At 60.6% G+C, this 21,126-nt stretch carries 24 protein-coding genes; 12 read left to right on the top strand and 12 right to left on the bottom strand.

The features are described from left to right. The first annotated feature begins 119 nt into the window (after nt 1-119). Together ACVVH8_RS18410 and ACVVH8_RS18405 are read left to right on the top strand one after the other, a co-directional pair. On the top strand, nt 120-1,421 hold the full coding sequence (locus ACVVH8_RS18410) for an NAD(P)/FAD-dependent oxidoreductase (protein ID WP_475225459.1): 1,302 nt from the start codon (nt 120-122) through the stop codon (nt 1,419-1,421). Between the two features lie 52 nt (nt 1,422-1,473). Beyond that, a complete protein-coding gene (locus ACVVH8_RS18405; protein ID WP_475225457.1) occupies nt 1,474-2,562 on the top strand; it encodes a polyamine ABC transporter substrate-binding protein in 1,089 nt (362 codons plus the stop codon). Between the two features lie 81 nt (nt 2,563-2,643). Here ACVVH8_RS18405 and ACVVH8_RS18400 read toward each other — a convergent pair whose 3' ends face one another. Both ACVVH8_RS18400 and ACVVH8_RS18395 read right to left on the bottom strand, forming a co-directional pair. Further along, a complete protein-coding gene (locus tag ACVVH8_RS18400; protein ID WP_475225455.1) occupies nt 2,644-3,084 on the bottom strand; it encodes a phage infection protein in 441 nt (146 codons plus the stop codon). 157 nt (nt 3,085-3,241) lie between these two features. Continuing rightward, on the bottom strand, nt 3,242-3,814 hold the full coding sequence (locus tag ACVVH8_RS18395; protein WP_475225452.1) for a chorismate mutase: 573 nt from the start codon (nt 3,812-3,814) through the stop codon (nt 3,242-3,244). 158 nt (nt 3,815-3,972) lie between these two features. On the opposite strand from ACVVH8_RS18395, the gene ACVVH8_RS18390 reads away from it, so the two are divergent. Both ACVVH8_RS18390 and ACVVH8_RS18385 read left to right on the top strand, forming a co-directional pair. After that, on the top strand, nt 3,973-5,331 hold the full coding sequence (locus tag ACVVH8_RS18390; protein WP_475225449.1) for an MATE family efflux transporter: 1,359 nt from the start codon (nt 3,973-3,975) through the stop codon (nt 5,329-5,331). Between the two features lie 81 nt (nt 5,332-5,412). Then, entirely contained in the window at nt 5,413-5,970 is a 558-nt protein-coding gene (locus ACVVH8_RS18385; RefSeq protein ID WP_475225446.1) for a YceI family protein, read from the top strand. Between the two features lie 15 nt (nt 5,971-5,985). On the opposite strand, the gene ACVVH8_RS18380 is transcribed toward ACVVH8_RS18385, so the two are convergent. Both ACVVH8_RS18380 and ACVVH8_RS18375 read right to left on the bottom strand, forming a co-directional pair. Then, on the bottom strand, nt 5,986-6,198 hold the full coding sequence (locus tag ACVVH8_RS18380; protein WP_103306739.1) for a YXWGXW repeat-containing protein: 213 nt from the start codon (nt 6,196-6,198) through the stop codon (nt 5,986-5,988). A gap of 42 nt (nt 6,199-6,240) precedes the next feature. Further along, nucleotides 6,241-6,564 (bottom strand): YXWGXW repeat-containing protein, encoded by a 324-nt coding sequence (locus tag ACVVH8_RS18375; protein WP_103306738.1) that lies wholly within the window; start codon nt 6,562-6,564, stop codon nt 6,241-6,243. A 218-nt stretch (nt 6,565-6,782) separates the two neighbouring features. Between ACVVH8_RS18375 and ACVVH8_RS18370 the strand changes: the two genes are divergently transcribed. Next, nucleotides 6,783-7,469 carry a GNAT family N-acetyltransferase gene (locus ACVVH8_RS18370; protein ID WP_401298762.1) on the top strand — a complete coding sequence of 229 codons (687 nt, stop codon included), beginning with the start codon at nt 6,783-6,785 and terminating at the stop codon, nt 7,467-7,469. Between the two features lie 198 nt (nt 7,470-7,667). Here ACVVH8_RS18370 and ACVVH8_RS18365 read toward each other — a convergent pair whose 3' ends face one another. Next, a complete protein-coding gene (locus ACVVH8_RS18365) occupies nt 7,668-8,306 on the bottom strand; it encodes a TetR/AcrR family transcriptional regulator (RefSeq protein ID WP_475225443.1) in 639 nt (212 codons plus the stop codon). 85 nt (nt 8,307-8,391) lie between these two features. On the opposite strand from ACVVH8_RS18365, the gene ACVVH8_RS18360 reads away from it, so the two are divergent. After that, nucleotides 8,392-8,979: an NAD(P)H-dependent oxidoreductase gene (locus tag ACVVH8_RS18360; protein ID WP_475225440.1), complete on the top strand. Its 588-nt coding sequence runs from the start codon at nt 8,392-8,394 to the stop codon at nt 8,977-8,979. A gap of 19 nt (nt 8,980-8,998) precedes the next feature. Here the strand turns inward: ACVVH8_RS18360 and ACVVH8_RS18355 are convergent, their stop codons facing one another. Then, the gene (locus ACVVH8_RS18355) at nt 8,999-10,117 is read right to left on the bottom strand and encodes a DmpA family aminopeptidase (protein ID WP_475225437.1); all 1,119 of its coding nucleotides are present in this window, start codon (nt 10,115-10,117) and stop codon (nt 8,999-9,001) included. 167 nt (nt 10,118-10,284) lie between these two features. Continuing rightward, the gene (locus ACVVH8_RS18350; RefSeq protein WP_475225434.1) at nt 10,285-11,388 is read right to left on the bottom strand and encodes a polyamine ABC transporter substrate-binding protein; all 1,104 of its coding nucleotides are present in this window, start codon (nt 11,386-11,388) and stop codon (nt 10,285-10,287) included. 110 nt (nt 11,389-11,498) lie between these two features. Between ACVVH8_RS18350 and ACVVH8_RS18345 the strand changes: the two genes are divergently transcribed. Further along, nucleotides 11,499-12,272: a helix-turn-helix transcriptional regulator gene (locus tag ACVVH8_RS18345; RefSeq protein WP_103307237.1), complete on the top strand. Its 774-nt coding sequence runs from the start codon at nt 11,499-11,501 to the stop codon at nt 12,270-12,272. Nucleotides 12,273-12,428: 156 nt separating this feature from the next. On the opposite strand, the gene ACVVH8_RS18340 is transcribed toward ACVVH8_RS18345, so the two are convergent. After that, nucleotides 12,429-13,370 (bottom strand): class I SAM-dependent methyltransferase, encoded by a 942-nt coding sequence (locus ACVVH8_RS18340; RefSeq protein ID WP_475225432.1) that lies wholly within the window; start codon nt 13,368-13,370, stop codon nt 12,429-12,431. Between the two features lie 199 nt (nt 13,371-13,569). On the opposite strand from ACVVH8_RS18340, the gene ACVVH8_RS18335 reads away from it, so the two are divergent. After that, nucleotides 13,570-13,983, top strand: coding sequence for a response regulator (locus ACVVH8_RS18335; protein ID WP_475225429.1), 414 nt, complete (start codon nt 13,570-13,572; stop codon nt 13,981-13,983). Nucleotides 13,984-14,038: 55 nt separating this feature from the next. Continuing rightward, on the top strand, nt 14,039-14,707 hold the full coding sequence (locus tag ACVVH8_RS18330; protein ID WP_475225427.1) for an HAD-IA family hydrolase: 669 nt from the start codon (nt 14,039-14,041) through the stop codon (nt 14,705-14,707). Nucleotides 14,708-14,832: 125 nt separating this feature from the next. Here ACVVH8_RS18330 and ACVVH8_RS18325 read toward each other — a convergent pair whose 3' ends face one another. After that, the gene (locus tag ACVVH8_RS18325; protein WP_315449080.1) at nt 14,833-15,492 is read right to left on the bottom strand and encodes an isoprenylcysteine carboxylmethyltransferase family protein; all 660 of its coding nucleotides are present in this window, start codon (nt 15,490-15,492) and stop codon (nt 14,833-14,835) included. A gap of 88 nt (nt 15,493-15,580) precedes the next feature. Then, entirely contained in the window at nt 15,581-16,522 is a 942-nt protein-coding gene (locus tag ACVVH8_RS18320; RefSeq protein ID WP_475225424.1) for a LysR substrate-binding domain-containing protein, read from the bottom strand. A gap of 112 nt (nt 16,523-16,634) precedes the next feature. Between ACVVH8_RS18320 and ACVVH8_RS18315 the strand changes: the two genes are divergently transcribed. The 3 genes from ACVVH8_RS18315 to ACVVH8_RS18305 are packed head-to-tail and all read left to right on the top strand — an operon-like array spanning nt 16,635 to nt 18,882. Beyond that, nucleotides 16,635-17,657, top strand: a complete 1,023-nt coding sequence (locus tag ACVVH8_RS18315; protein ID WP_475225422.1) for an aldo/keto reductase — start codon at nt 16,635-16,637, stop codon at nt 17,655-17,657. Next, nucleotides 17,654-18,451 (top strand): SDR family NAD(P)-dependent oxidoreductase, encoded by a 798-nt coding sequence (locus tag ACVVH8_RS18310; protein WP_212809370.1) that lies wholly within the window; start codon nt 17,654-17,656, stop codon nt 18,449-18,451. Before ACVVH8_RS18315 ends, ACVVH8_RS18310 begins: the two co-directional genes overlap by 4 nt. A gap of 20 nt (nt 18,452-18,471) precedes the next feature. After that, nucleotides 18,472-18,882, top strand: a complete 411-nt coding sequence (locus tag ACVVH8_RS18305; protein WP_103307229.1) for an SRPBCC family protein — start codon at nt 18,472-18,474, stop codon at nt 18,880-18,882. A gap of 124 nt (nt 18,883-19,006) precedes the next feature. Here the strand turns inward: ACVVH8_RS18305 and ACVVH8_RS18300 are convergent, their stop codons facing one another. Continuing rightward, a complete protein-coding gene (locus ACVVH8_RS18300; RefSeq protein ID WP_103307228.1) occupies nt 19,007-20,401 on the bottom strand; it encodes a sensor histidine kinase in 1,395 nt (464 codons plus the stop codon). Continuing rightward, nucleotides 20,379-21,062: a response regulator transcription factor gene (locus ACVVH8_RS18295; RefSeq protein WP_042559723.1), complete on the bottom strand. Its 684-nt coding sequence runs from the start codon at nt 21,060-21,062 to the stop codon at nt 20,379-20,381. Before ACVVH8_RS18295 ends, ACVVH8_RS18300 begins: the two co-directional genes overlap by 23 nt. Nucleotides 21,063-21,126: the final 64 nt, after the last annotated feature.

The following is a 21,126-nucleotide window of genomic DNA, read 5'->3' as shown; positions in this document are numbered from 1 at the left end:
TCGTGCGAAGACCTAATAGATTCTAGCTCTGGCGGTGATCTTCTCAAGTTGCCCATGCGATTCACGCATGTCATCGAATCAGAAGCAAGCCGCAGAACGACAGTCGAACGAGGTGGTGCATGGAAAACGTAGGTGGCTGGATCGCGCAGGCTGGCAGCTCGCCGGAACGCGGTCGCCTGAGTGGCGTGCAAAAAGCCGACTGGCTGGTGATCGGCGCCGGGATCACCGGACTCAGCGCCGCACACACCCTTGCTGAAATGCACCCTCAGGCGCGCATTGTGGTGGTTGATCGACAACGCGCAGCGCAAGGTGCTTCGGCGCGCAATTCAGGTTTTGTTGTGGCCCATGAACATCCGGCGCACAGCGAGTTGATAGGTGCGCAGGGCTTTGCCGGGTTTGAAGTCGACACAATGATTTCCCGTGCCGCCAGCGAAGAAGTACGCCAGCGCATCGCTCGCCATGCCATCGACTGTAACTTTCGCGACAGCGGCTATTACTTCGCCGTCAGCGACCGGGCCAAGCTCGATCACGTCGACGCCAAACTGGCGACGCTACGCGCCCTCGGCGCCCGTGCCGAGTTTGTGCAAGGCACGGCCCTTGCGCAGAAACTCGGCACCCGCCATTACCAAGCGGCGATCTGGTGCGGCCAAGGCAACGCACTGCTGCAACCGGCCCAATACGTGAAAGGTTTGCTCAACGCATTGCCGGGCTCTATCACCGTTTATGAGAACACTGACATCACCGGTATCGAGCGCCTGAGCCAGGGACGGCTGAGAGCGAGTGCGGCGGATGGCAGCATCGAAACCAAGCAGATTCTGGTGTGCCTGAACGCGTTCATTCCTCGGGTCGGGATTGCCGATAGCGCCACATTCCCGATGGAACTCAGCGCCAGCCTCACGCGCCCGCTCAGCGATCAGGAATTTCAGGCCATCGGCGCGGTGGAACCCTGGGGCGTGCTGTCGACCCGGCCACTCGGCGCCACGGTGCGGTTGACCCCGGACCGTCGGGTGATGATCCGCAACACCGCCGAATATCGCACGCGTGACCTGTCCAACAGCGAACTGGCGCTACGCCGGCAACACCATGTTCGTGGCTTGCAGCGGCGTTTTCCGTTCCTCGGCGAGCAAGACATTCAATACACCTGGACCGGCCATTTAAGCGCAAGCCGCAGCGGCCAGGCGTTTTTCGACCGGGTCGAGGAGGGCGTGTTTGCCGTGGCCGGCTGCAATGGTTCGGGCGTGGCGCGCGGGACTTTGTGGGGACGGTTGCTGGCCGAACTGGCCTCGGGCGTTGATTCGCCGCTGTTGCAATCGGTGATGGACAGGGCCGAACCCGGCTGGCTGCCACCGCGGCCATTCTTCGACATCGGTGCCATGCTTCGCATGCGCGTGGAGGCGGTCAGGGCCAGAACAGAGATCTGAAATTCCCGCAAATCGCACAAGAACAAAAGCCACTTAATACAGGTGATAGAACATGCGCATCCAGCCACTTTCCCTGGCGATCGTACTCGCTGCCGGTTCGGCGACCGCTTACGCCGATGAAACGGTCAACATTTCCAACTGGAACAGTTACATCGCACCAGACACCTTGGCCAACTTCACCCAGACCAGCGGTATCAAGACCACTTACGACATTCATGACAGTAACGAAGTGCTCGAATCGAAGTTGATGACCGGCAATACCGGTTATGACGTCGTCAGCCCGTCGAACCACTTTCTGTCGCGGCTGATCAAGGCCGGGGCGATTCAGAAGCTGGACAAGTCGCAACTGCCGAACTGGAAAAACCTCGATCCGCTGTTGATGCAGAAACTTGAAGTCAACGACCCCGGCAACCAGTACGGCTATCCCTACATGTGGGGCACCGCCGGCATCGGTTACAACGTCGAGAAGATCAAGGCAATCTTCGGCAATACCGATGTCACGCGCTCGTGGAAGATGCTGTTCGACGAGGAGAACATCAAGAAGCTCAGCCAGTGCGGCGTGGCGTTCATTGATAACCCGACTCAGGTCTTGCCGATTACCCTCAACTATCTGGGCCTGCCGCCGCACAGCCACGAACCGGCGGATTACAAGAAAGCCGAGCAGTCCTTGTTGAAAATTCGCCCGTACATCCAATACTTTCACGCTTCGAAATACATCAGTGATCTGGCCAACGGCAACGTATGCGCGGTGATCGGCTTCAACGGCGATATCGTTCAGGCGGCGGCCAGTGCCAAGGAAGCGAAAAACGGTATCGATATCGCTTACTCGATCCCGGACGAAGGCACGACCTTGTGGTTCGACATGCTGGTCATGCCGAAAAGCGCGCCCCATGCAAAGAACGGCTACGCCTACATGAACTACCTTCTCGAACCCAAGGTGATCGCCAACATCAGTAACAGCATTCACTACGCCAACCCCAATGCGGCGGCCAATGAGTTTCTGAACCCGGATGTGAAAGAGGATGCAGCGATTTATCCGCCGAAAAGCGTGATGGAAAAGTTGTTCACCGTAGAAGAGTTGCCGGCGGCGATTGCACGACTGACCACGCGGTTGTGGACCAAACTCAAAACCAACACTTGATCCATACCGGTAACAACAGACGTGAAAAAGCCCGGCTGATCAGGCCGGGCTTTTTCCGTTAACTGCGGTGCGGCTATTGATTCATGCAACGCGACGTTCGATCAGACGATCCGAGCCACCTTCAGCAACGCGGCGTTCGAGCAGACGATCCGAGCCACCTTCAGCAACGCGGCGTTCGAGCAGACGATCCGAACCACCTTCGGCAACGCGGCGTTCGAGCAGACGATCCGAGCCACCTTCGGCAACGCGGCGTTCGAGCAGACGATCCGAACCACCTTCGGCAACACGACGTTCGAGCAGACGATCCGAGCCACCTTCAGCAACGCGACGTTCGATCAGTTGATCCGAGCCACCTTCAGCAACGCGGCGTTCGAGCAGACGATCCGAACCACCTTCGGCAACACGACTTTCAATCAACCGATCCGAACCGCCTTCAGCGATCATGGTGTGAGCCGGTGTTGCGGCAAAAGCGTTAACTGCGAAAACCGAGAAAGCGATGCTGAGTAAGGTTTGGCGTTTCATGATCGTGTGCTCCAGGGGTGTTGTTGGTTGGTATGGAGGCGATCTTACGCCGCGGATTTTTTATGAGAACTTCATTGCCGTGATGGTGAACATCGACGCCGATGATGGTTACCAGACCCGCCGCCTATCCCTGTAGGCTTTGACCTTCACCCCGCACTCAAAGCCCCTCGACCGCTCGTACACACAACTCGCCAGTGGCGCGGACCAGCGCCAACTCATGCAACGCATCATGTGCCAGACCGTTACGAGCCTCAGCCAGCCACACCGAACAATTCGGATCACGGCGATAAGGCGCAAAGTCCGCGTACTGCTGCAACAACCGGTTTTGCAGCTCATCCAGACGCGGACGAATCTGCTTGCCCAGATCCGGGCGCGGCGTGTCCGGTGCCTTGCCGGCTGCTTGCCATTGCGCGAGCAAACCGTACTGCACCAGTTTATTGGCCTCCATTTGCGCCGCGAGCAACTGCGCCACCGCGTCCGGATCGAGCTTGCGCTCAGCCGCCAGTGTGCGGGCGTTGGTGATGACTTGAGCCTCACGCGGGCTGTCCTGAATCGGCTTGCCACTGTCCCATTTGGTCAGCGCGACGAGATCGCCGATGTTCAGGCGTTCGTTCAATGTCATCAGTAGCGGCTTCAGGGATTGAGGTGGCGCGGGAAGCGTGGCGGCCTGGGCGCAAGTGGCGGACAGGGCGAGAAGGGTGCAGGTCAGCAGGTTTGGAAAGTAGGGCATGAGCCGAGCCTCGATGGCTGAATTCTGGGAGGGGGGTGTTTATCACAACCCGGAAACGGCACCGAGAATAAACAACCTGAAATGTTAATTGCACCTCGCATCGAACTCACCGAAGCTATCCTCCATCAGCCTCCGCCGTCGAGATGGACCTCCAGTCAATGCAAACCCCCAGCGTCACCAAACCCCTCTGGCAAACCTATCTGCTGTTCCTGGCGCCAATGGTGCTGTCCAATTTTCTGCAATCGATGTCGGGCACAGTCAACAGCATCTACATCGGCCAGATGCTCGGTACTCAGGCATTGGCGGCGGTGTCGGGCATGTTTCCCGTGGTGTTTTTCTTTATCGCGCTGGTGATCGGCCTCGGCGCGGGTGCGGGCGTGTTGATCGGTCAGGCGTGGGGCGCGCGCGAGCCGCACATGGTCAAGGCGATTGCCGGGGCGACGCTGTTGCTGGGGGTGTTGATCGGTCTGGTGGCGGCGGTGTTGGGCAGTGTGTTTGCGCGGCAGGCGCTGGCGGGATTGGGGACGCCGGCGGATGTACTGGATGATGCGGTGGCGTATGCCCATGTGATGATGTGGATCTTGCCATCGCTGCTGGTGTTCGTGCTGTTCACGCAGTTGCTGCGCGGTGTGAGTGACACGCTGTCGCCATTGCTGGCGCTGATGGTGTCGACCTGTGTCGGGCTGGCGCTGACACCGGCGTTGATTCGTGGCTGGTTCGGTCTGCCGCAATTGGGCATTCAGAGCGCCGCGTATGCAGGGCTCGCGGGTAACCTGGCGGCGATGGCTTGGCTTTCGTGGCGGCTGATTCGCAAGGGCCATCCGCTGGCGCCGGACTGGGAGTTCTTTGCGGCGCTGCGGCTCGACGGGGCGATTCTTGGCAAGGTCCTGCGCATCGGTTTGCCGACCGGCGTGCAGATGATTGTGTTGTCACTGTCGGAGTTGGTGATTCTGGCGCTGGTCAACCAGCACGGATCGCAAGCGACAGCGGCCTATGGTGCAGTGACGCAGATCGTCAATTACGTGCAGTTCCCGGCGTTGTCGATTGCGATCACCGCGTCGATCCTGGGCGCACAGGCCATTGGCGCCGGGCGACTGGAGCGGATGGGGCCGATTCTGCGCACCGGTCTGTTGATCAACGTGTGTCTGACCGGTGGCTTGATTGTGCTGGGTTATCTGCTTTCGCACTGGCTGCTCGGGTTGTTCCTGACCGAGGACTCGACCCGGGCGATGGCCGAGCACCTATTGCATATCATGCTGTGGAGCCTGTTGGTATTCGGCTTCCAGGCGATCATCGGCGGGATCATGCGCGCCAGCGGCACGGTGCTGGTGCCGGTCGCGATTGCGATTGTCTGTGTGGTCGGCGTGCAGTTGCCGGCGGCGTATTGGCTGGACGGGCAGTTTGGTTTGCAAGGGGTGTGGATGGCGTTTCCGGTGGCGTATCTCGGGATGCTGGTGTTGCAGACGCTGTATTACAAACTTGTCTGGCAGCACCAGAAAATCGAACGACTGGTTTGATCCCTGCGGGCTGGCGTAACGGCAGGTTGTTTGCTTAAGTCAAACGAGTCCCTCGACGGCAAGCGCTGCCCGGAGAATCCCATGTCGATCCGATTGCTGCTGGCTGCCGCGTTTTGCCTGTGCACGCTGCCCGCCGCACAGGCTGTCGAGTACACCCGGGTCAACACCACCGCCAGTCAGATCAGTTTCACCTACAACCAGATGGGCTCGCGAATGTACGGCACCTTCGGCAAGTTCGAGGCGACGCTGGACTTCAACACCGATGACCTCGCCCGCGCCCATACCACCTTGCACATCGACCTCACCAGCATCGACGCGGGCAGCGAAGACGCCAATACCGAACTGGTGAAACCCGCATGGTTCGACACGGCGAAATATCCCGTCGCGGTATTCGAGTCGAGCCATTTCACGCGGGTGGGCGAAAACCATTATCTGATCGCCGGCCAGCTCACGCTCAAAGGCATTACCCGCGAAGTTCAGGTGCCGGTGGAATTGAAACCGGACAACGCCATCGGGATTTTCGACGGTGAGCTGGTGCTCAAGCGCGACGAGTTCGGCTTGGGCGCGGGGGAGTGGGCGGACACCGTGGTGTCGAAAGATATCGCGATCAAGTTCAAAGTGGTGGCGCCACAGCAGTGACGCCACCCGACCGGATCAATAGGCGCGCCAGTGCCCCGGCACCCAGCGCCATTGATTACCGCCCCAGCGGTAGTGACCGGCGACCCAGTGATAACCCGGCGCCGGCATCACCGGCACCACTTCAACTGGCGGCGGCGGGCGGTGGGGGCGAGCCGGTGCGACGACGCAGCCGGAGAGGGTTATCGCGACCAGCGTGGCGGCAAGCAGGGATTTAACGGTTTTCGACATGGTGATATTCCCGGAAAGTAACGTTTGCAGGCGGGCTAATGATCAACGCACCCAATGCCCTTCAACCCAGAACCAGTTCGGCCCGCGTGCCTGCCAGTGCCCCGGTTTCCAGCGGGCGCCGTGTCTCACCGGCTGCCAATGGCCGGGCATCCACACGTAACCACGACCTTCCCAGCGCCAATGGCCTTGGTCCCAGACATAGCCGGGGCGCGGGCCGGGCATCACTTCCATGCGCATCGGTGGCGGGGCTTGCTGAACGATCACCACTTGTTGAGCAAACACTGGCGCGCTGGCCAGCGCCGCCAGCGTCAACGGCACCAGCAGCAAGGTTTTTCGCCATTTGGACAGCGAACGCAAAACGCTCATGACAACTCCTCGAGGCCTGTGTTGGAAAATCAACGCAGCTGAAGAATTGGACGTTGAAACGGCGAAAGATCCTGTTGGCGGCGGATGAAATTTTCTTCAGCTATTCGGCCTTCGCACCCAGGCGCAATTAACGCAGCAGGCTGTTCAGCCGGCACACCTACAGGCAGATCTGGCCTACAAGGTATGATGTCGCAGTTTTCCGCCAGAGTTCACCCGCCATGCCACGCATCACCCACTACAAAACCCCATGCCCCGAAGGCGTCAACAGCCAGATTCTGCAAATGGTCGTCGACTACCTGACCGACATCAGTGCAGTGGGGCTCGGCCCGAGCAACCTGTTGTACAACGTCTATCAGTACGCGGTGGGCTATGAGGTCCATCTGTATCTGGAAGCGTTGAACGGCGAGAAGGGCACCGAGGTTGAGTTGCTGGTTGCCACCGACGAGGAGGATCCGGAACAGGTCATCGGTTTCCTCTTGTATCTACCGGTGCAGGGCGATTGGGAAGCCTGCAGCGTTGCCTATATGGCGGTGCGTGAAGGGCATCGGCGTCAGGGCGTGGCGCGCGCGATGATCGGCGAAATGCTTGGGCGTTATCCCCACGCCGAACTGGCTTGTACGGTAGGCAAAGTCCCGTATTTCGAGGCGTTGGGCTTTGAGGTGATCGGTCAGCGTGAAACGCAGGTGCTGATGAGTACCCGACATCACCGCAGCAATGGCTTGCGTGGATTTATCGACACGACGCCGATCTACCGTTCGCTGGAGGTGCAGCAGATTCATACCTATCTGCTGCAGAAGAACGGCAAGCGCGCCATGCTCGACGCCGAGAAACAGCGTGACCGGCATCTTGATCAGACGACCCGTCATACCGGGGAATTTGTCCGTCAACGGCTCACCGTTCACTGATCAAGCGAAGCCGGATTTGCGCAGACAAAAAAAGAGCCTCAAAGCTCTTTGATGGGGAGGAAGTGGAGCCCGTGAGGCTCAAGGTGCGCATGAAACAAAGGCGCGGGCTTGATTGGGGTTCAGAGCACCCGCGCCTACGCAGCGCTCGATGATCAAAGCCGCTGCGTAATTTCATCCTAGAAGTCTGCGCGGGTGTGCTCAAGTACCGCCAGTCGCGCGGGCGGCGGCTCTTTCGACCATCGCCATGATGGTTTCATACAGTTCGTCACTGGCCTGTTCGGCGCTGATTTCGTCGTTGGCTGCGGCATGCGACAAGGCTTCCGCCGCGCCAAGCATGGCGCGCAAAGCCGCTTGAGTGATCTGCCCGCCGCTGGCATAGGGCGCCAGATCCGCGCGGCATTTTTCGAGGAAGATCGCCTCGTACTCACGCTTGATCTTCTCCAGTTCCGGCGTGCTCGCCAAGGCCGCAATCACTCCGGGAATCTCGTTGCCTTGCAGCAACACACAATCGACGTACGCCTTGGCAATTACCGACGCGGTGCTGATCAATGTCGGCTCGCAATTGGCGATCGCGGCGTCCATCACCAGCGTCTGTCGCGCATCGAAATCCCGGTACAGCGCCGCCAGCAATCCGGCGCGAGTGACGAAGTGGTCGTAGACCACCGGTTTGGTCACGCCAGCCTTTTCCGCGAGGTAGCCGAGGGTCAGAGCGTCGGTGCCTTCGGCGCGGATGATTTGCCAGGCGACGTCGAGCAACTGGCGCAGGCGGTCTTCACGGGACAGTCTTCGGCGGGGTTGAGCGGGAGCGTTCTGTTCGGAAATTTCAGTGGTTGACATCGTTATATACCAAACGTAACTTAGTGTTCGTAACTTACCAAGAGTATATAAGCCTTGGTTGGCAATCACCAACAGGAGATTTCCCATGCACACTTTGATTGTTGTCGCGCATCACGATCCTCGTTCATTGACCCACGGCGTGGCAGCGCAGATCGCCGCAGGTCTGACGCAGGCCGATCCGCACAATACCGTTGAGATCGCCGATCTTTACGCCGAAGGGTTCGAGCCGCGTTTCGGCGCTGCCGATTTCGCCGTGCATCACCGCGAGGCGCAACCGCCTGCGGATGTGCTGGCGGAGCAGGCCCGCATCGATCGCGCCGATACGTTGGTGCTGGTGTATCCGGTGTACTGGTGGTCGATGCCGGCGCTGCTCAAAGGCTGGATCGACCGGGTCTTCAGCAATGGCTGGGCGTTCGATTTCAGCGGCGACCTCAAGCATGTGAAGTTGCTGCAGTGTATGCGCGTGCACTTGGTCCAGCTCGCCGGGGCGGATACGCGCACCTACCAGCGCCATGGCTATGGCGCGGCGATGAAGGCGCAGATCGAACACGGGATTTTCGATTACAGCGGGGCGACGGTGCTGAGTTCGACGTTGCTGCCGGAGTCGGAGTTGCGAGACCCCGCACAGCAACTGCGTGTCGCCCGAGAGCTCGGCACCCAAATGGCCAGGTAATCCCGTGTATAAACGTGCGTTAGCGCGAGCCCGGCCAGCCGGCCTTGTCGAGGGCAGCGAGCAGGGTCTCGGCGTCCAGTCCCGGCACCGAGTGGCCATTACCGTCGGTGCTGTTGCTGGCGAGCAGGGCATTGATGATCGCTTCTTCAACCGCCTCGGTGGCCGCCAGAAACAGCTCGCTGATGTGGTCGTTGTTGACCATGCGCAAGCCCCCACAGGCCGGTGCGCCTTTGCCCTCATAGGCCGCGGGCGGCACGTGATCGTTGCCGGTGGCGAAGGCGATAAAGATGTCGCCGCTGTGGTCTTCATTGCCGCCGCCGGTCCGCGCCAGACCAAGGCTGGCGCGCTGCGCCAGACGCGTGCATTGGTGCGGCAACAGCGGCGCGTCAGTCGCCAGGCACACGACGATCGAGCCCATGCCCGGATGCGGCAACGACGCTCGCAGAAACGGCGAATCCACCTGTTCCATGTAGCGCCCGACCGGATAGCCATCAACGCGCAACTCACTGCGAATGCCGTGGTTGGCCTGCACGATTGCCCCTACGGTCCAGCCACCTTGTGCGGTACTCAATTTGCGCGAAGCGGTGCCGATGCCCCCCTTGAACTCATGGCAGATCATGCCGCTGCCACCGCCGACGGCACCTTCCTGTACCGGCCCCCCGACAGCGCTGTGCAGGGCTTCGGCGACATGCTCGGGCCTGACGTGAAACCCATTGATGTCGTTGAGCAAACCGTCGAAGGTCTCCAGCACCACCGGCATGTTCCAGTAGAGGCGGCCGTCGTCCGGTTGCTGCTGGCGATCCAGTGCAATCAGCGCATCACGCACCACGCCGAGGCTGTGAGTGTTGGTAAAGGCAATCGGACTGGTCAGCAACCCGGCCTCACGAATCCACTCAAGTCCGGTGGCATCGCCGTTACCGTTGAGCACATGGACACCGGCGAAGCACGGTTGCTGGTTGGTCGAGCCGTGGCGTGGTTCGATCAGGGTGACGCCGGTGCAGATGTCGCGACCGGCACTGCTGCGGCCACGCACATTGCTGTGGCCGACGCGAACGCCGGGGACATCGGTGATGGCGTTGAGCGGGCCGGTCGGCAGTTGGCCGATGCGGATGTTCAGATCTCGGGCGCGAGGTTTCATGGATGTTGTCTCTCTCAGGCAGAAATAAGGAAGGCAGGTTGATCACAAAACCTGTGGGAGCCGGGCTTGCCCGCGATGGTGTCCATTCAGTCAATACATTCGTTGTCTGACACACCATCATCGCGGGCAAGCCCGCTCCCACAGGTCTTATGGTGTTTTTAGGGGGGTTATTGGCCGTTCTTGACCTTGCTCCACACCCGCGTACGCACGCGCTCGGTGGCTTTGGGCAAGGGCTCAAGGGTGTACAGCGTGGCCATTGCGGCGGCAGATGGATAAACCGCCGGGTTGTCCCGTGTCGCCTCAGCCACCAGCGGCGTGGCTGCGCGATTGCCGTTCGGATACGACAGATGATCACTGACCGGCGCGATCACCTCGGGGCGCAACAGGTAATCGATGAACGCCAGACCTTGAGCCCGATTCGGCGCATCCTTGAGCAGCACCAGCGTGTCGAACCACACCGGCGCGCCTTCCTTCGGCAGGCTGTAGGCGATCTTCACGCCGTTGTGGGCTTGCTCGGCATTGGTCTTGGCTTCAAGCATCGCCCCCGACCAGCCGACCGCCACGCAGATGTTGCCGTTGGACAGGTCGCTGATGAATTTCGACGAATTGAAATAGGCAATGTGCGGACGCAGCTTCAGCAGCAGTGCCTCGGCTTTTTTATAGTCTTCGGCATTCGTGCTGTTCGGTGGCAGCCCCAGGTAGTGCAGGGCAACCGGGAGCATTTCCGACGGCGAATCGAGCATCGCCACGCCGCACTGACCGAGCTTGGCGAGGTTCTCTTCGTTGAACACCAGATCCCAGGAATCCACCGGCGCCTTGTCGCCCAACTCAGCCCGGACCTTGTCGACGTTGTAACCGATGCCGTTGGTGCCCCACAGGTAGGGCACCGCGTATTGATTGCCGGGATCGTTGTTGGCCAGTTTGCTCAGCAGATCGTTGTCGAGGTTCTTCCAGCCCGGCAATTGATCGCGCGGCAGCGGGGCGAGGGCGCCCGCCTTGATCAGCGTTGGCAGGCTGAAGTTACTCGCCACCACCACGTCGTAACCGCTGCGGCTGGTCATCAGTTTGCCTTCAAGCACCTCGGCACTGTCGAAGGTGTCGTACACCGGCGCAATACCACTGTCGCGCTGAAAATCGTGCAGCGTGTTCGGGCCGATGTAGTCGTACCAGTTGTAGACATGCACGCTCGGCGCATCGACTGCATTGGCGGCGGATGTCACGCCCAGACAGGCGAGCAGGCTCAAGTTGATATAGCCACGATGACGACGCATGATGCGGCACTCCTGGCCTGTGCAGGCCGGTGATGAACAGGAGCGGTCAGCCTATCGGGCCGATCTCGCCTGACCCATTCCCATCATGGGTTACTCAAAAGGGGTAGTGCGTGGACGCGTTGTTGCAGGAATTGCCAGTGCATCAAAGTCTGGCGCGGGTGTTTGCCGCTGTCGGGCAGGACGGTTTCTGGCGCGCTCTGGTGGACACCTTGCGCTTGCTGGTGCCGTTGGATAACGCGTTGGTAGCGCTGATGAAACCCGGCCAGGCGCCGCAACTGTTGATTGATTTCGACAGCAAGGGCCGCGCCGACGAACAGGAGGAACTGGCGGATTACACCGCAGGGATGTACCTGCTCGACCCGTTTTATCAAGCCGCCTCGACCGGCATCAACGACGGTTTGCACAGCCTGGCCTCGGTGGCGCCGGATCAGTTCCTGCACAGCGAGTATTACCAGAGTTATTTTCGTTCGGTGGTGGGCGAGGACGAGTTGCAGTTCATGATCAACGTCGAAGGCGGCGTGCTCGGTTTGTCACTGGGCCGATCGACGACGTTCGAATTGGCGGAGCAGGGGCGACTGCTGTGCGTGCGCGATTGGGTGCTGGCAGCGATGCGTCGGCATGTGCAGTTGTTGCCGCCGCAAGGTCCGGTCGCTGAAGCGGTGGCTGGAGATCTGGCGACGTTGCTTGATCGTTTCGATGCGCGGCTGACGGTGCGCGAGGTCGACACGGCGCGGCTGATTCTGCAGGGCTTCTCCAGCAAGGCGATGGCTCAGCAGATGGGGATTTCGCCGGAGACCGTCAAAGTCCATCGGCGCAATCTCTATCACAAGCTCAACGTGAACGGGCATGGCGAGTTGTTTGCGCTGGTGCTGAGACCCTTGTGACTTTTGGTCTTACACAAAACCTGTGGAGCTGGCTTGCCGGCGATGACGGTGGTCCAGTCAACCTTAATTCCGACTGACACACCGGCATCGCGGGCAAGTCGAATCGTCGCACCGCCCCTCCCACAGGGATTTGTGTTGTTCCGAGAGTTTTGTCCGTCAATCGATGCGTTGGAAAACCAAGGCTTTTAGGCCGCTTTGCGGATCGATATCGGGAAACTCCGGCGGATTTTCCAGGCGCTGCTCAAAGCGCAAACTCGGCGCCTCCTGCGTCACCCCGTCAATCAAAAAGTCCGAACCGAACGCCGGGTCATTCATGCACGCCAGCACCACGCCGTCAGCCGTCAGCAGTTCCGGCAAACGGCGCAGCACCCGCTGGTAGTCTTTGGTCAGCAGGAAACTGCCTTTCTGGAACGACGGCGGATCGATGATCACCAGGTCATACGGGCCGCTGTTGATCACCTTGCCCCAGGACTTGAACAGGTCGTGGCCGAGGAAGCTGACCTTGCTCAGGTCATGGCCGTTCAGCCGATGGTTGTCGCGGCCGCGGCTCAAGGCTGCGCGGGACATGTCCAGGTTGACCACATGACTGGCACCACCCTCGATGGCCACCACGGAAAAGCCACAGGTGTAGGCGAACAGGTTCAATACACGTTTGCCCGTGGCTTGCTCGCGCACCCAGTTGCGCCCGTAACGCATGTCGAGAAACAGCCCGGCGTTTTGTTTGCGGCCCAGGTCGACGCGATATTGCAGACCGCCCTCGACAATGGTCATCTCGTCGATTTCGCCGCCGACCAGCCATTCGGCAGTGCTTTGCGGCAGATAGCGATGCTGGATCAACAGCGTATGCGCGCCGCTCTGCTGCCACTCGGCCGAACCGCTGATGTTGAGCAGCAAATGCTTGAGATCTTCAAGCTGTTCAGGCACCGGTTCCTTGAACAGCGACACCAGCACCACGCCTTGCAGCCAATCCACGGTCAATTGCTCCAGACCCGGCCAGCAACGCCCGCGCCCGTGGAACAGACGACGGGTTTCGCTCGGTGCCGCCGCGAGCGCGGGCAGCAAATGGGCGTGGAGGGTGGCGAGGGCTTCAGGGTTCATCGGTCACGGTCGGCAAGCAAAAGGGCCGGCATTTTAACCACAAATACAGCCGTGCGAACGTCTGTCGCGACCGGGTAAATACGGCCGTTGAGAAAAGACCTGTATCAAAAATGAATTTCTGCAAAGACCGCCGCTCATACCAGATAAGCAGCGGTTTCAAGCCGCTAAATCGTTAATGCAATTCAGGGAGTGCAGTTTCATGTGCCCAACACCGACGGCGGACACGCACCTTCCTGACGGATTGATTCTGGTGGTTGAGGATGATCCGTTGATTCTGGAGTTTCTCTGCGAAATTCTTCAGGAGGAAGGTTTCAAGGTTGAGCCGCAAACCAGCGCAGACGCGGCATCGATCTATCTGGAGCATCACGCGCAGCAAGTCGCGTTGCTGCTGACTGATATCACCATGCCCGGCACCCTCAATGGCGCCGATCTGGCTAATCTGGTCGGTGATCGCTGGCCGGAAAAACCGGTGATGGTGATGTCGGGCTATGAAACGCCGGAGACGTCCGGGGTCAAGCATCCGGTGGTGTTCATCAAAAAGCCTTGGGCCATCGGCCAGTTGCTCGATTGCGTCGCCAGCGCGTTCAAGCCCAAGGCTCCGCGCCTGCACTGACAAGTGCTACATTGCCGGGCACATTTGCCCGGCCCCTTGCCAGAGGAAGCGACTTTTGTCTGCTCACGATTGTGTTTTCGACCGCGCGTTCGGCGCGTTCCTGTTCGACATGGACGGCACCGTCCTCAATTCCATCGCCGCCGCCGAGCGCATCTGGTCAGCCTGGGCCGTGCGTCACGGGGTGGACGTCGCCTCGTTCTTGCCGACCATTCACGGCGCCCGAGCCATCGATACCATCAATCGGCTGAACCTGCCGGGCGTGGACGCCGAGGCGCAAGCCGCGTTTATCACCGAGGCGGAAATCGGCGATGTGGAAGGCATCGTCGAGATTCCGGGCGCGGCGGCATTTCTCAACAGTTTGCCCGTCGAGCGCTGGGCCATGGTCACTTCGGCACCGCGTGATCTGGCCCTGCGCCGGATGGCCGCAGCGGGCATTCCGACGCCAGCGGTGATGATCACGGCGGAGGATGTCAAGGCCGGCAAACCTGATCCGGCCGGTTACCTCCTCGCTGCCAAGCGCCTGGGATTTGAACCCCGCGACTGCCTGATCTTCGAAGACGCCACCGTCGGCATTCAGGCCGCCGAAGCTGCCGGCGCAGCGCTGATGATCATCACCACAACGCACCAGCACACGTTGGAAACGTCCCACGCGACATTGGCCGGTTACGCTGAGGTCAGCGTCAACATCGACAACACCGGCCAGCTTCACCTGCATAAGAACTGATACAACGCAGACCCTGTGGGAGCTGGCTTGCCAGCGATTGCAGTGTGTCAGTCACTTGAAGAACTGGCTGTGCTGGCCTCATCGCTGGCAAGCCAGCTCCCACAGGTTTATCGGTGATTCTGGGATCAGTAGACACCAGGCAACATGCGCCAACTCCGCGCGCAGTAGGCGTCGTACTCGGCGCCAAACTGGCCGCGCAACAAGGCTTCCTCCGAATGAATCCGGGCAATCAGCGGGATCAATGTCAGCGCCGCCAGCAGCAATCCGAGCACCGATCGAAACGCCAGCGCCCAACCCACGGCATTCACCACCAGCCCCAGATAACTCGGATTGCGCAGGTGCTGGTAGATGCCGTCAGTGACCAGTCGATGCCCCGGCTGAATCGCCACCAACCCGCTGAATCGCCGCCCCAGCACAAACACCGGCCACAAGCGCAATGCACCGCCGATGATAAACAGCAGAGCCCCGAGCCAGCGCACCCCCTCGCCGCCAAACGTCCAGAAGTCGACGCGGTCGCAATACGCCGGCAAGAAGCCACTGAGCAAACCAATGACGCCGAACGCTGGCAGCACCCAGCGATTGGCGCGGTCCTCACGCTCGCCGGAACTCATGTTGACGTCGGTAAACAGCGACGCCACCACCATGGCCACCGTCGCCAGCGCGACCACCACCAGCGAGCCGTGGGCGAAAAACACCGCCACGCCGCCGATCCCCCAGACCGCCAGGCCGAGGTAGGCGAGGGTGGCGAGTACCGCCACCACGGTCATTTGCGCAGACATTTTCATGGTCACCTCATCGAGGGAACTGATGAGTGAAGTGTAGTGCGTGTCACCGAAGAACTGTGGGAGGGGGCTTGCTCCCGAATGCGACGGGTCAGTCGACAGCGATGCGGGACGGTGCGGTACTTTCGCGATCAAGCTCGCTGCCACGGGGGACGGGGTCGGTGAGGACTTTTCTGAAGGTCTCCACCAGCGGCCGCAAATTGATCCGGTGCCAGGCTGCCCACAGCGGCGTGGTAAACGTCAGCCACGGCACCTCGCGCAAGACCACGCCCGGCGGCGCGTTATGGCTCAAGCCTTTCTGGATCATCGCAATGCCCAATCCAGACGCCACCAGTCCCAGCGCGGTAAACGGCTCGGTCGCCTGCATGCGCACATCCGGGGTGAAGCCTGCGCGGATGCACGCGCTGACGAACTCGTCGCTGGCATCCTGCCGAGGCTGCACGCCGATCCATTCCTGATCGGCCAGATCCTGCAGGCTCAACGATGCCGCGTAGGCCAATGGATGCTGCTCGGGCAACGCCAGCAGCATCGGATCATCAAGCACTTGAAAGCCGAGCAAATCGGGATCGTCATCGGTCGGCGGCTCGCTCACCAGGGCGATATCGAGACTACGCTGTCGCAGGCCTTCCAGTTGTTCGGCGGAACTGAGGTTGTACAGCGCGACATGCACATTGGGCCGGTCCACTCGCAATACGCGCAGGGCATTGGGCAGAACGCCGGCGTGCATGGCGTTTTCGATATAGCCGATGCACAACCCGCCTTCTTCGCCCCGGCCCAGCCGCTTGCCCAAGGATTCGAGGCGATTGGCGTGGGTCAGCAAGGCGCGGGTTTCGGCGAGGAACGTCTGGCCATCACGGGTCAGGCGAATACGCTGCTGGCTGCGTTCGAACAGCGTCAACCCGAGGCGTTCTTCCAGTTGGGCGATCTGCCGACTCAGCGGCGACTGGGAAATATGCAGGCGTTCGGCGGCACGGCCTACGTGCTCTTCTTCGGCGACGGCGACGAAGTAGCGCAATTGGCGGATGTCGATCATGTCAGACCTCTGAGGACTCAAGTGCTGCACATTATGTCTTGGACGGTCTCGGCGTCGCAATCTAGGATTTGCTCAACGGTCACACAGACCACGAACGAATGAGGACAATCCAATGAGTTTGAAAGACAAACTGCCCGGTCAACTGGGCTTCGGCACCGCGCCACTGGGCAACATGTTCCGCGCCATTCCCGAAGACGAAGCGCAGGCCACCGTGCATGCTGCGTGGGATGCTGGCGTGCGTTACTTCGACACGGCGCCGTTCTATGGCTCGGGCCTGTCGGAAATCCGCCTCGGTGAAGCGCTGAAGAAGTACAACCGCGACGACTATGTCCTGAGCAGCAAAGTCGGCCGGGTGATTCTCGATGAAGTCGAAGACGCGGCGGCCCGCGATCTCGGCGAAAAGAGCGGGGTGTTTGAACACGGCCGCCCGAACAAGATCGTCAACGACTACAGCGCCGACGCGACCCTGCGCTCGATTGAAGACAGCCTCAAGCGCCTGCAAACCGATCGCCTCGACATCGTCTGGGTGCACGACATCGCTCAGGACTTTTACGGCGATCAGTGGCTGGAATACTTCAATCAGGCCCGCACCGGCGCGTTCAAAGTGCTGACGCGTCTGCGTGAGGAGGGCGTGATCAAGGGCTGGGGCCTGGGTGTCAACAAGGTCGAGCCCTGTGAACTGACGCTGGATCTGACCGAAGCACAGCCCGATGGCTTCCTGCTCGCCGGTCGCTACACGCTGCTCGACCATGAACGCCCGTTGCAACGCTTGATGGAGTCGGCGCGGGCGCAAAACGTCGAAATCGTCGTCGGCGGTCCTTACAGTTCGGGGATTCTGGCCGGTGGTGCGCACTTCGAATACCAGAAAGCCAGCCCTGAAGTCATCGCCAAAGTCGGGCAGATCCAGCGCATCGCCGCTACTTTTAACGTCGATGTAAAAGCCGCCGCACTGCAATTCTCATTGGCCAACCCGGCGGTCGCCGCTGTCATTCCCGGTGCGAGCAAACCGGGCCGCATCGCCGAAGACGTCGCGGCGCTGTCAGCCACTATTCCCGCCGGTTTCTGGCAGGCCATGCGGGAGGCAAAACTGGTCTCCGAACGCGCACCATTACCCATCGATGAGGTGAAAGCATGAAGATTGATCTGAGTGGAAAACTGGCCATCGTCAGCGGCAGCACCGCGGGCATTGGTTTGGGCATCAGCCAGTCGCTGGCCGAATCCGGCGCCACGGTGGTGGTGATCGGCCGCGACACGGCCAAGGTCGAGCAGGCACTGGCGAGCATTCGCCAGAAAGTGCCGGGCGCACAATTGCGTGGTTTGACCGCCGATCTCGGTACCGCCGAAGGCGCGCAGACGCTGTTCGCTGCCGAGCCGAAAGCCGACATCCTGGTGAACAACCTCGGCATCTACAACAACGTGGATTTCTTCGACGCAGCCGACGAGGAGTGGACGCGCTTCTATGAAGTCAACGTGATCTCCGGCGTGCGCCTGTCGCGGCATTACGTGCCGGCGATGGTCGAGCAGGGTTGGGGGCGGGTGATCTTCCTGTCTTCGGAATCCGGCGTGGCGACACCGGCCGACATGATCAACTACGGCGTGACAAAAAGCGCCAATCTGGCGGTGTCCCATGGTCTGGCCAAACGTCTGGCGGGCACCGGGGTTACGGTCAATTCGATCCTGCCGGGGCCGACCTACACCGACGGTGTCGAGGCGATGCTCAAGGACGCCGCCGCCGAGTCTGGCCGCAGCTTGCGCGACGAGGCTGACGCGTTTGTGCGCAGGGCGCGGCCGACCTCGATCATTCAGCGCGTGGCGGATGTCGAAGAGGTTGCGCATCTGGTGACCTACATTGCTTCGCCGCTGTCCTCGGCCACCACTGGCGCTGCTTTGCGCGTTGATGGCGGTGTGGTAGACAGCCTGACCATTTGAGTATTTGAAGAGAGATTTTTATGGCAACTGCATCCGCAACTATCGACATTCCGGCTTCGGCCGATCAGGTCTGGCAATTGATCGGCGGCTTCAACACGCTGCCTGACTGGCTGCCGTTCATTCCCCACAGCGAGCTGAGCGACGGCGGCCGCGTGCGTACTTTGCAAACCGCCGATGGCGGCGTGGTGATCGAGCGCCTGCAAGCGTTCGACAACGCAGCGAAGAGCTACAGCTATTCGATTGAACAGGCACCGTTTCCGGCCACTGACTATCTGGCGACGATCAAGGTTGAAGCCCAGGGGCAGGGCGCACGCGTAACGTGGTCGGGGCGCTTCACGGCCAACGGCGTGAGCGATGAAGAAGTGGTGGCGCTGTTCAACGGCATCTACCAGGGCGGCCTCGAAGCACTGCGCGCCAATTATCCGGCTTAATCACCCAACACAAAAAACTGTGGGAGCTGGCTTGCCAGCGATGACGGTGGTCCAGTCAACATTTATACCGACTGACCCACCGCCATCGCTGGCGAGCCAGCTCCCACAGGGTTCCGCGTTGTTTTCAAGATTGCGAGATCAAACTCTGCCGACAATCCAGCACCAGTTTCGCCCCACCCAGGTCACTGCTGCTCACTTCAAGCGTGAAGCCATGCAGGCTGACAATCGCCGCGACAATCGACAACCCTAGGCCAAACCCGCTGTGCGGCTGTCCGCCCTCGGCCCGATAGAAACGCTGAAACACCGCTTCACGTTCGGATTCCGGAATGCCCGGCCCGGAGTCGTGCACTTCAATCCGCGTATGCCCCGCGTCATTCACCCCGCGCAAGATCACCGTGCCGCCGGGTGGGGTGAATTTGATCGAGTTGCTCAGCAGATTCGCCAGCGCTTCAAACAGCAAGGCCCGATCGCCATTGAGCGGCGGCAATGTCTCCGGCATGTTCAACTCGAAACGCAGTTCGCCTTCCTCGGCCAGCGGCAGGTAAAACTCGTGCAATTCCTGTAGCAACAACACCGGATCAAGCTCGACAAACCCCGAGCGACGCTGGCGATCCTCCAGCTCGGAAATCCGCAACAAGCCGCGAAACCGCGCCATCAGCGTATCCGCCTCGGCCAGCACCAGATCCAGTTGCGCCGCCTCTTGCGAGCCTTCGCCCGCCTGCTGCTGCATGCGATACAGCTGCGCACGCAGACGGGTCAGCGGTGTGCGCAAGTCATGGGCGATGTTGTCGCACACGCCTTTGACTTCATTCATCAAACGCTCGATGCGCTCGAGCATGGCGTTGACGATGGCGGCGAGCATGTCCAGTTCATCGCGGCGATTGGACAGCGGCAATCGGTGAGTCAGGTCGCCGGCGACAATCGACTGCGCACTGGCCTGAATCGCGCGGATGCGCCGCAACGGCCGGCGCCGCAGCAAATGCCAACCGGCAATGCCTGGCAGAATCGTCAGCGACACCCCCCAGAACAGCGCATGCAAAATGATTCGCGTCACCGCGAACAGTGAACCGTTGTCACGCAGCAACACCAGCCAGCGCCCATCGCGGGTCTGCGTGGCGACGGCGTCGCAGCTGTCATTGGGCAAGGTCGGGTCATCGGAGTTGGCGCAGTCGGCGAGCATGTGAATCTTGCCGTCCAGCGGCAGGCCATCGGGGATCTGCTGGAGTGCGCCGCCGAGGTAAACGCCCTCGGCATCGAACAGGCCATAGGCGTCGATGCCGCGAATATCGAAGGTCATGCTGGCGGCGAGGGCTTCTTCCAGTTGCTCGCCACGAAAGTGCGAAAACAGATGCTGACGTTGCATCAGCGAATGCTTGGCGAGGTTGTCGAGGTAGCCGGAGACCTCGTAATACATGACCCCCATGAGGATCGCGCTCCAGGCCACAAACAACGAACTGTACAGCGCCAGCAAACGGCTGCTGGAGGAACGCCAACCGTCAGACGGGTTCGGCAATGACATAACCCGAGCCCCGTACCGTGCGAATCAGCGGCACGTTGCCCGCCGCGTCGATTTTCTTGCGCAGACGCCCGATGTGTACGTCTATCAGATTGGTGCCAGGGTCGAAGTGATAGCCCCAGACCTCTTCGAAAATCATCATCCGAGAGAGGATCTGGCCGCTGTTGCGCATGAGGAATTCCAGCAGTTTGTACTCGGTCGGCAGCAGCGTCAGCACCTGTTCGGCGCGGCGTGCTTCATGGCTGATCAAGTCCAGTTGCAGATCCGCCACCTGCAACGTGGTGGCCTGGGTGGCGCCGCTGTTCTGCCGGCGCAGCAACACTTCGACCCGTGCGGCCATCTCGTCGGTGGCAAACGGTTTGGTCAGGTAATCATCGCCGCCTGCGCGCAAGCCGCGTACGCGCTCGTCGACATCGGAAAGGGCGCTGATCATCAGAATCGGCGTAGCCACGCCCATGGTGCGCAGCGTGGTAACGATGGCAAGACCGTCCAGTTCCGGCAACATGCGGTCGAGGGTAATCAGGTCGTAATTGCCGCTCACGGCACGGTCGAGGCCTTCGCGGCCATTGTCGACCCAATCCACGTCGAGGCCGTGGCTGCTCAGTTCGGCGACGATTTCGCGGGCGGTCACGGCGTCGTCTTCAATGGTCAAAATACGCGTCATAGGGCTGGCCTTGATCGGTTCAAACGGAATGGCAGCATTTTGCCAAGAAATTTCCGTGACGCTT

It is taken from the genome of Pseudomonas trutticola BRTCR10 (assembly GCF_056155105.1).
Note: the sequence above shows the minus strand (reverse complement) of the source record. Positions and strands in the feature narration are given on the sequence as shown.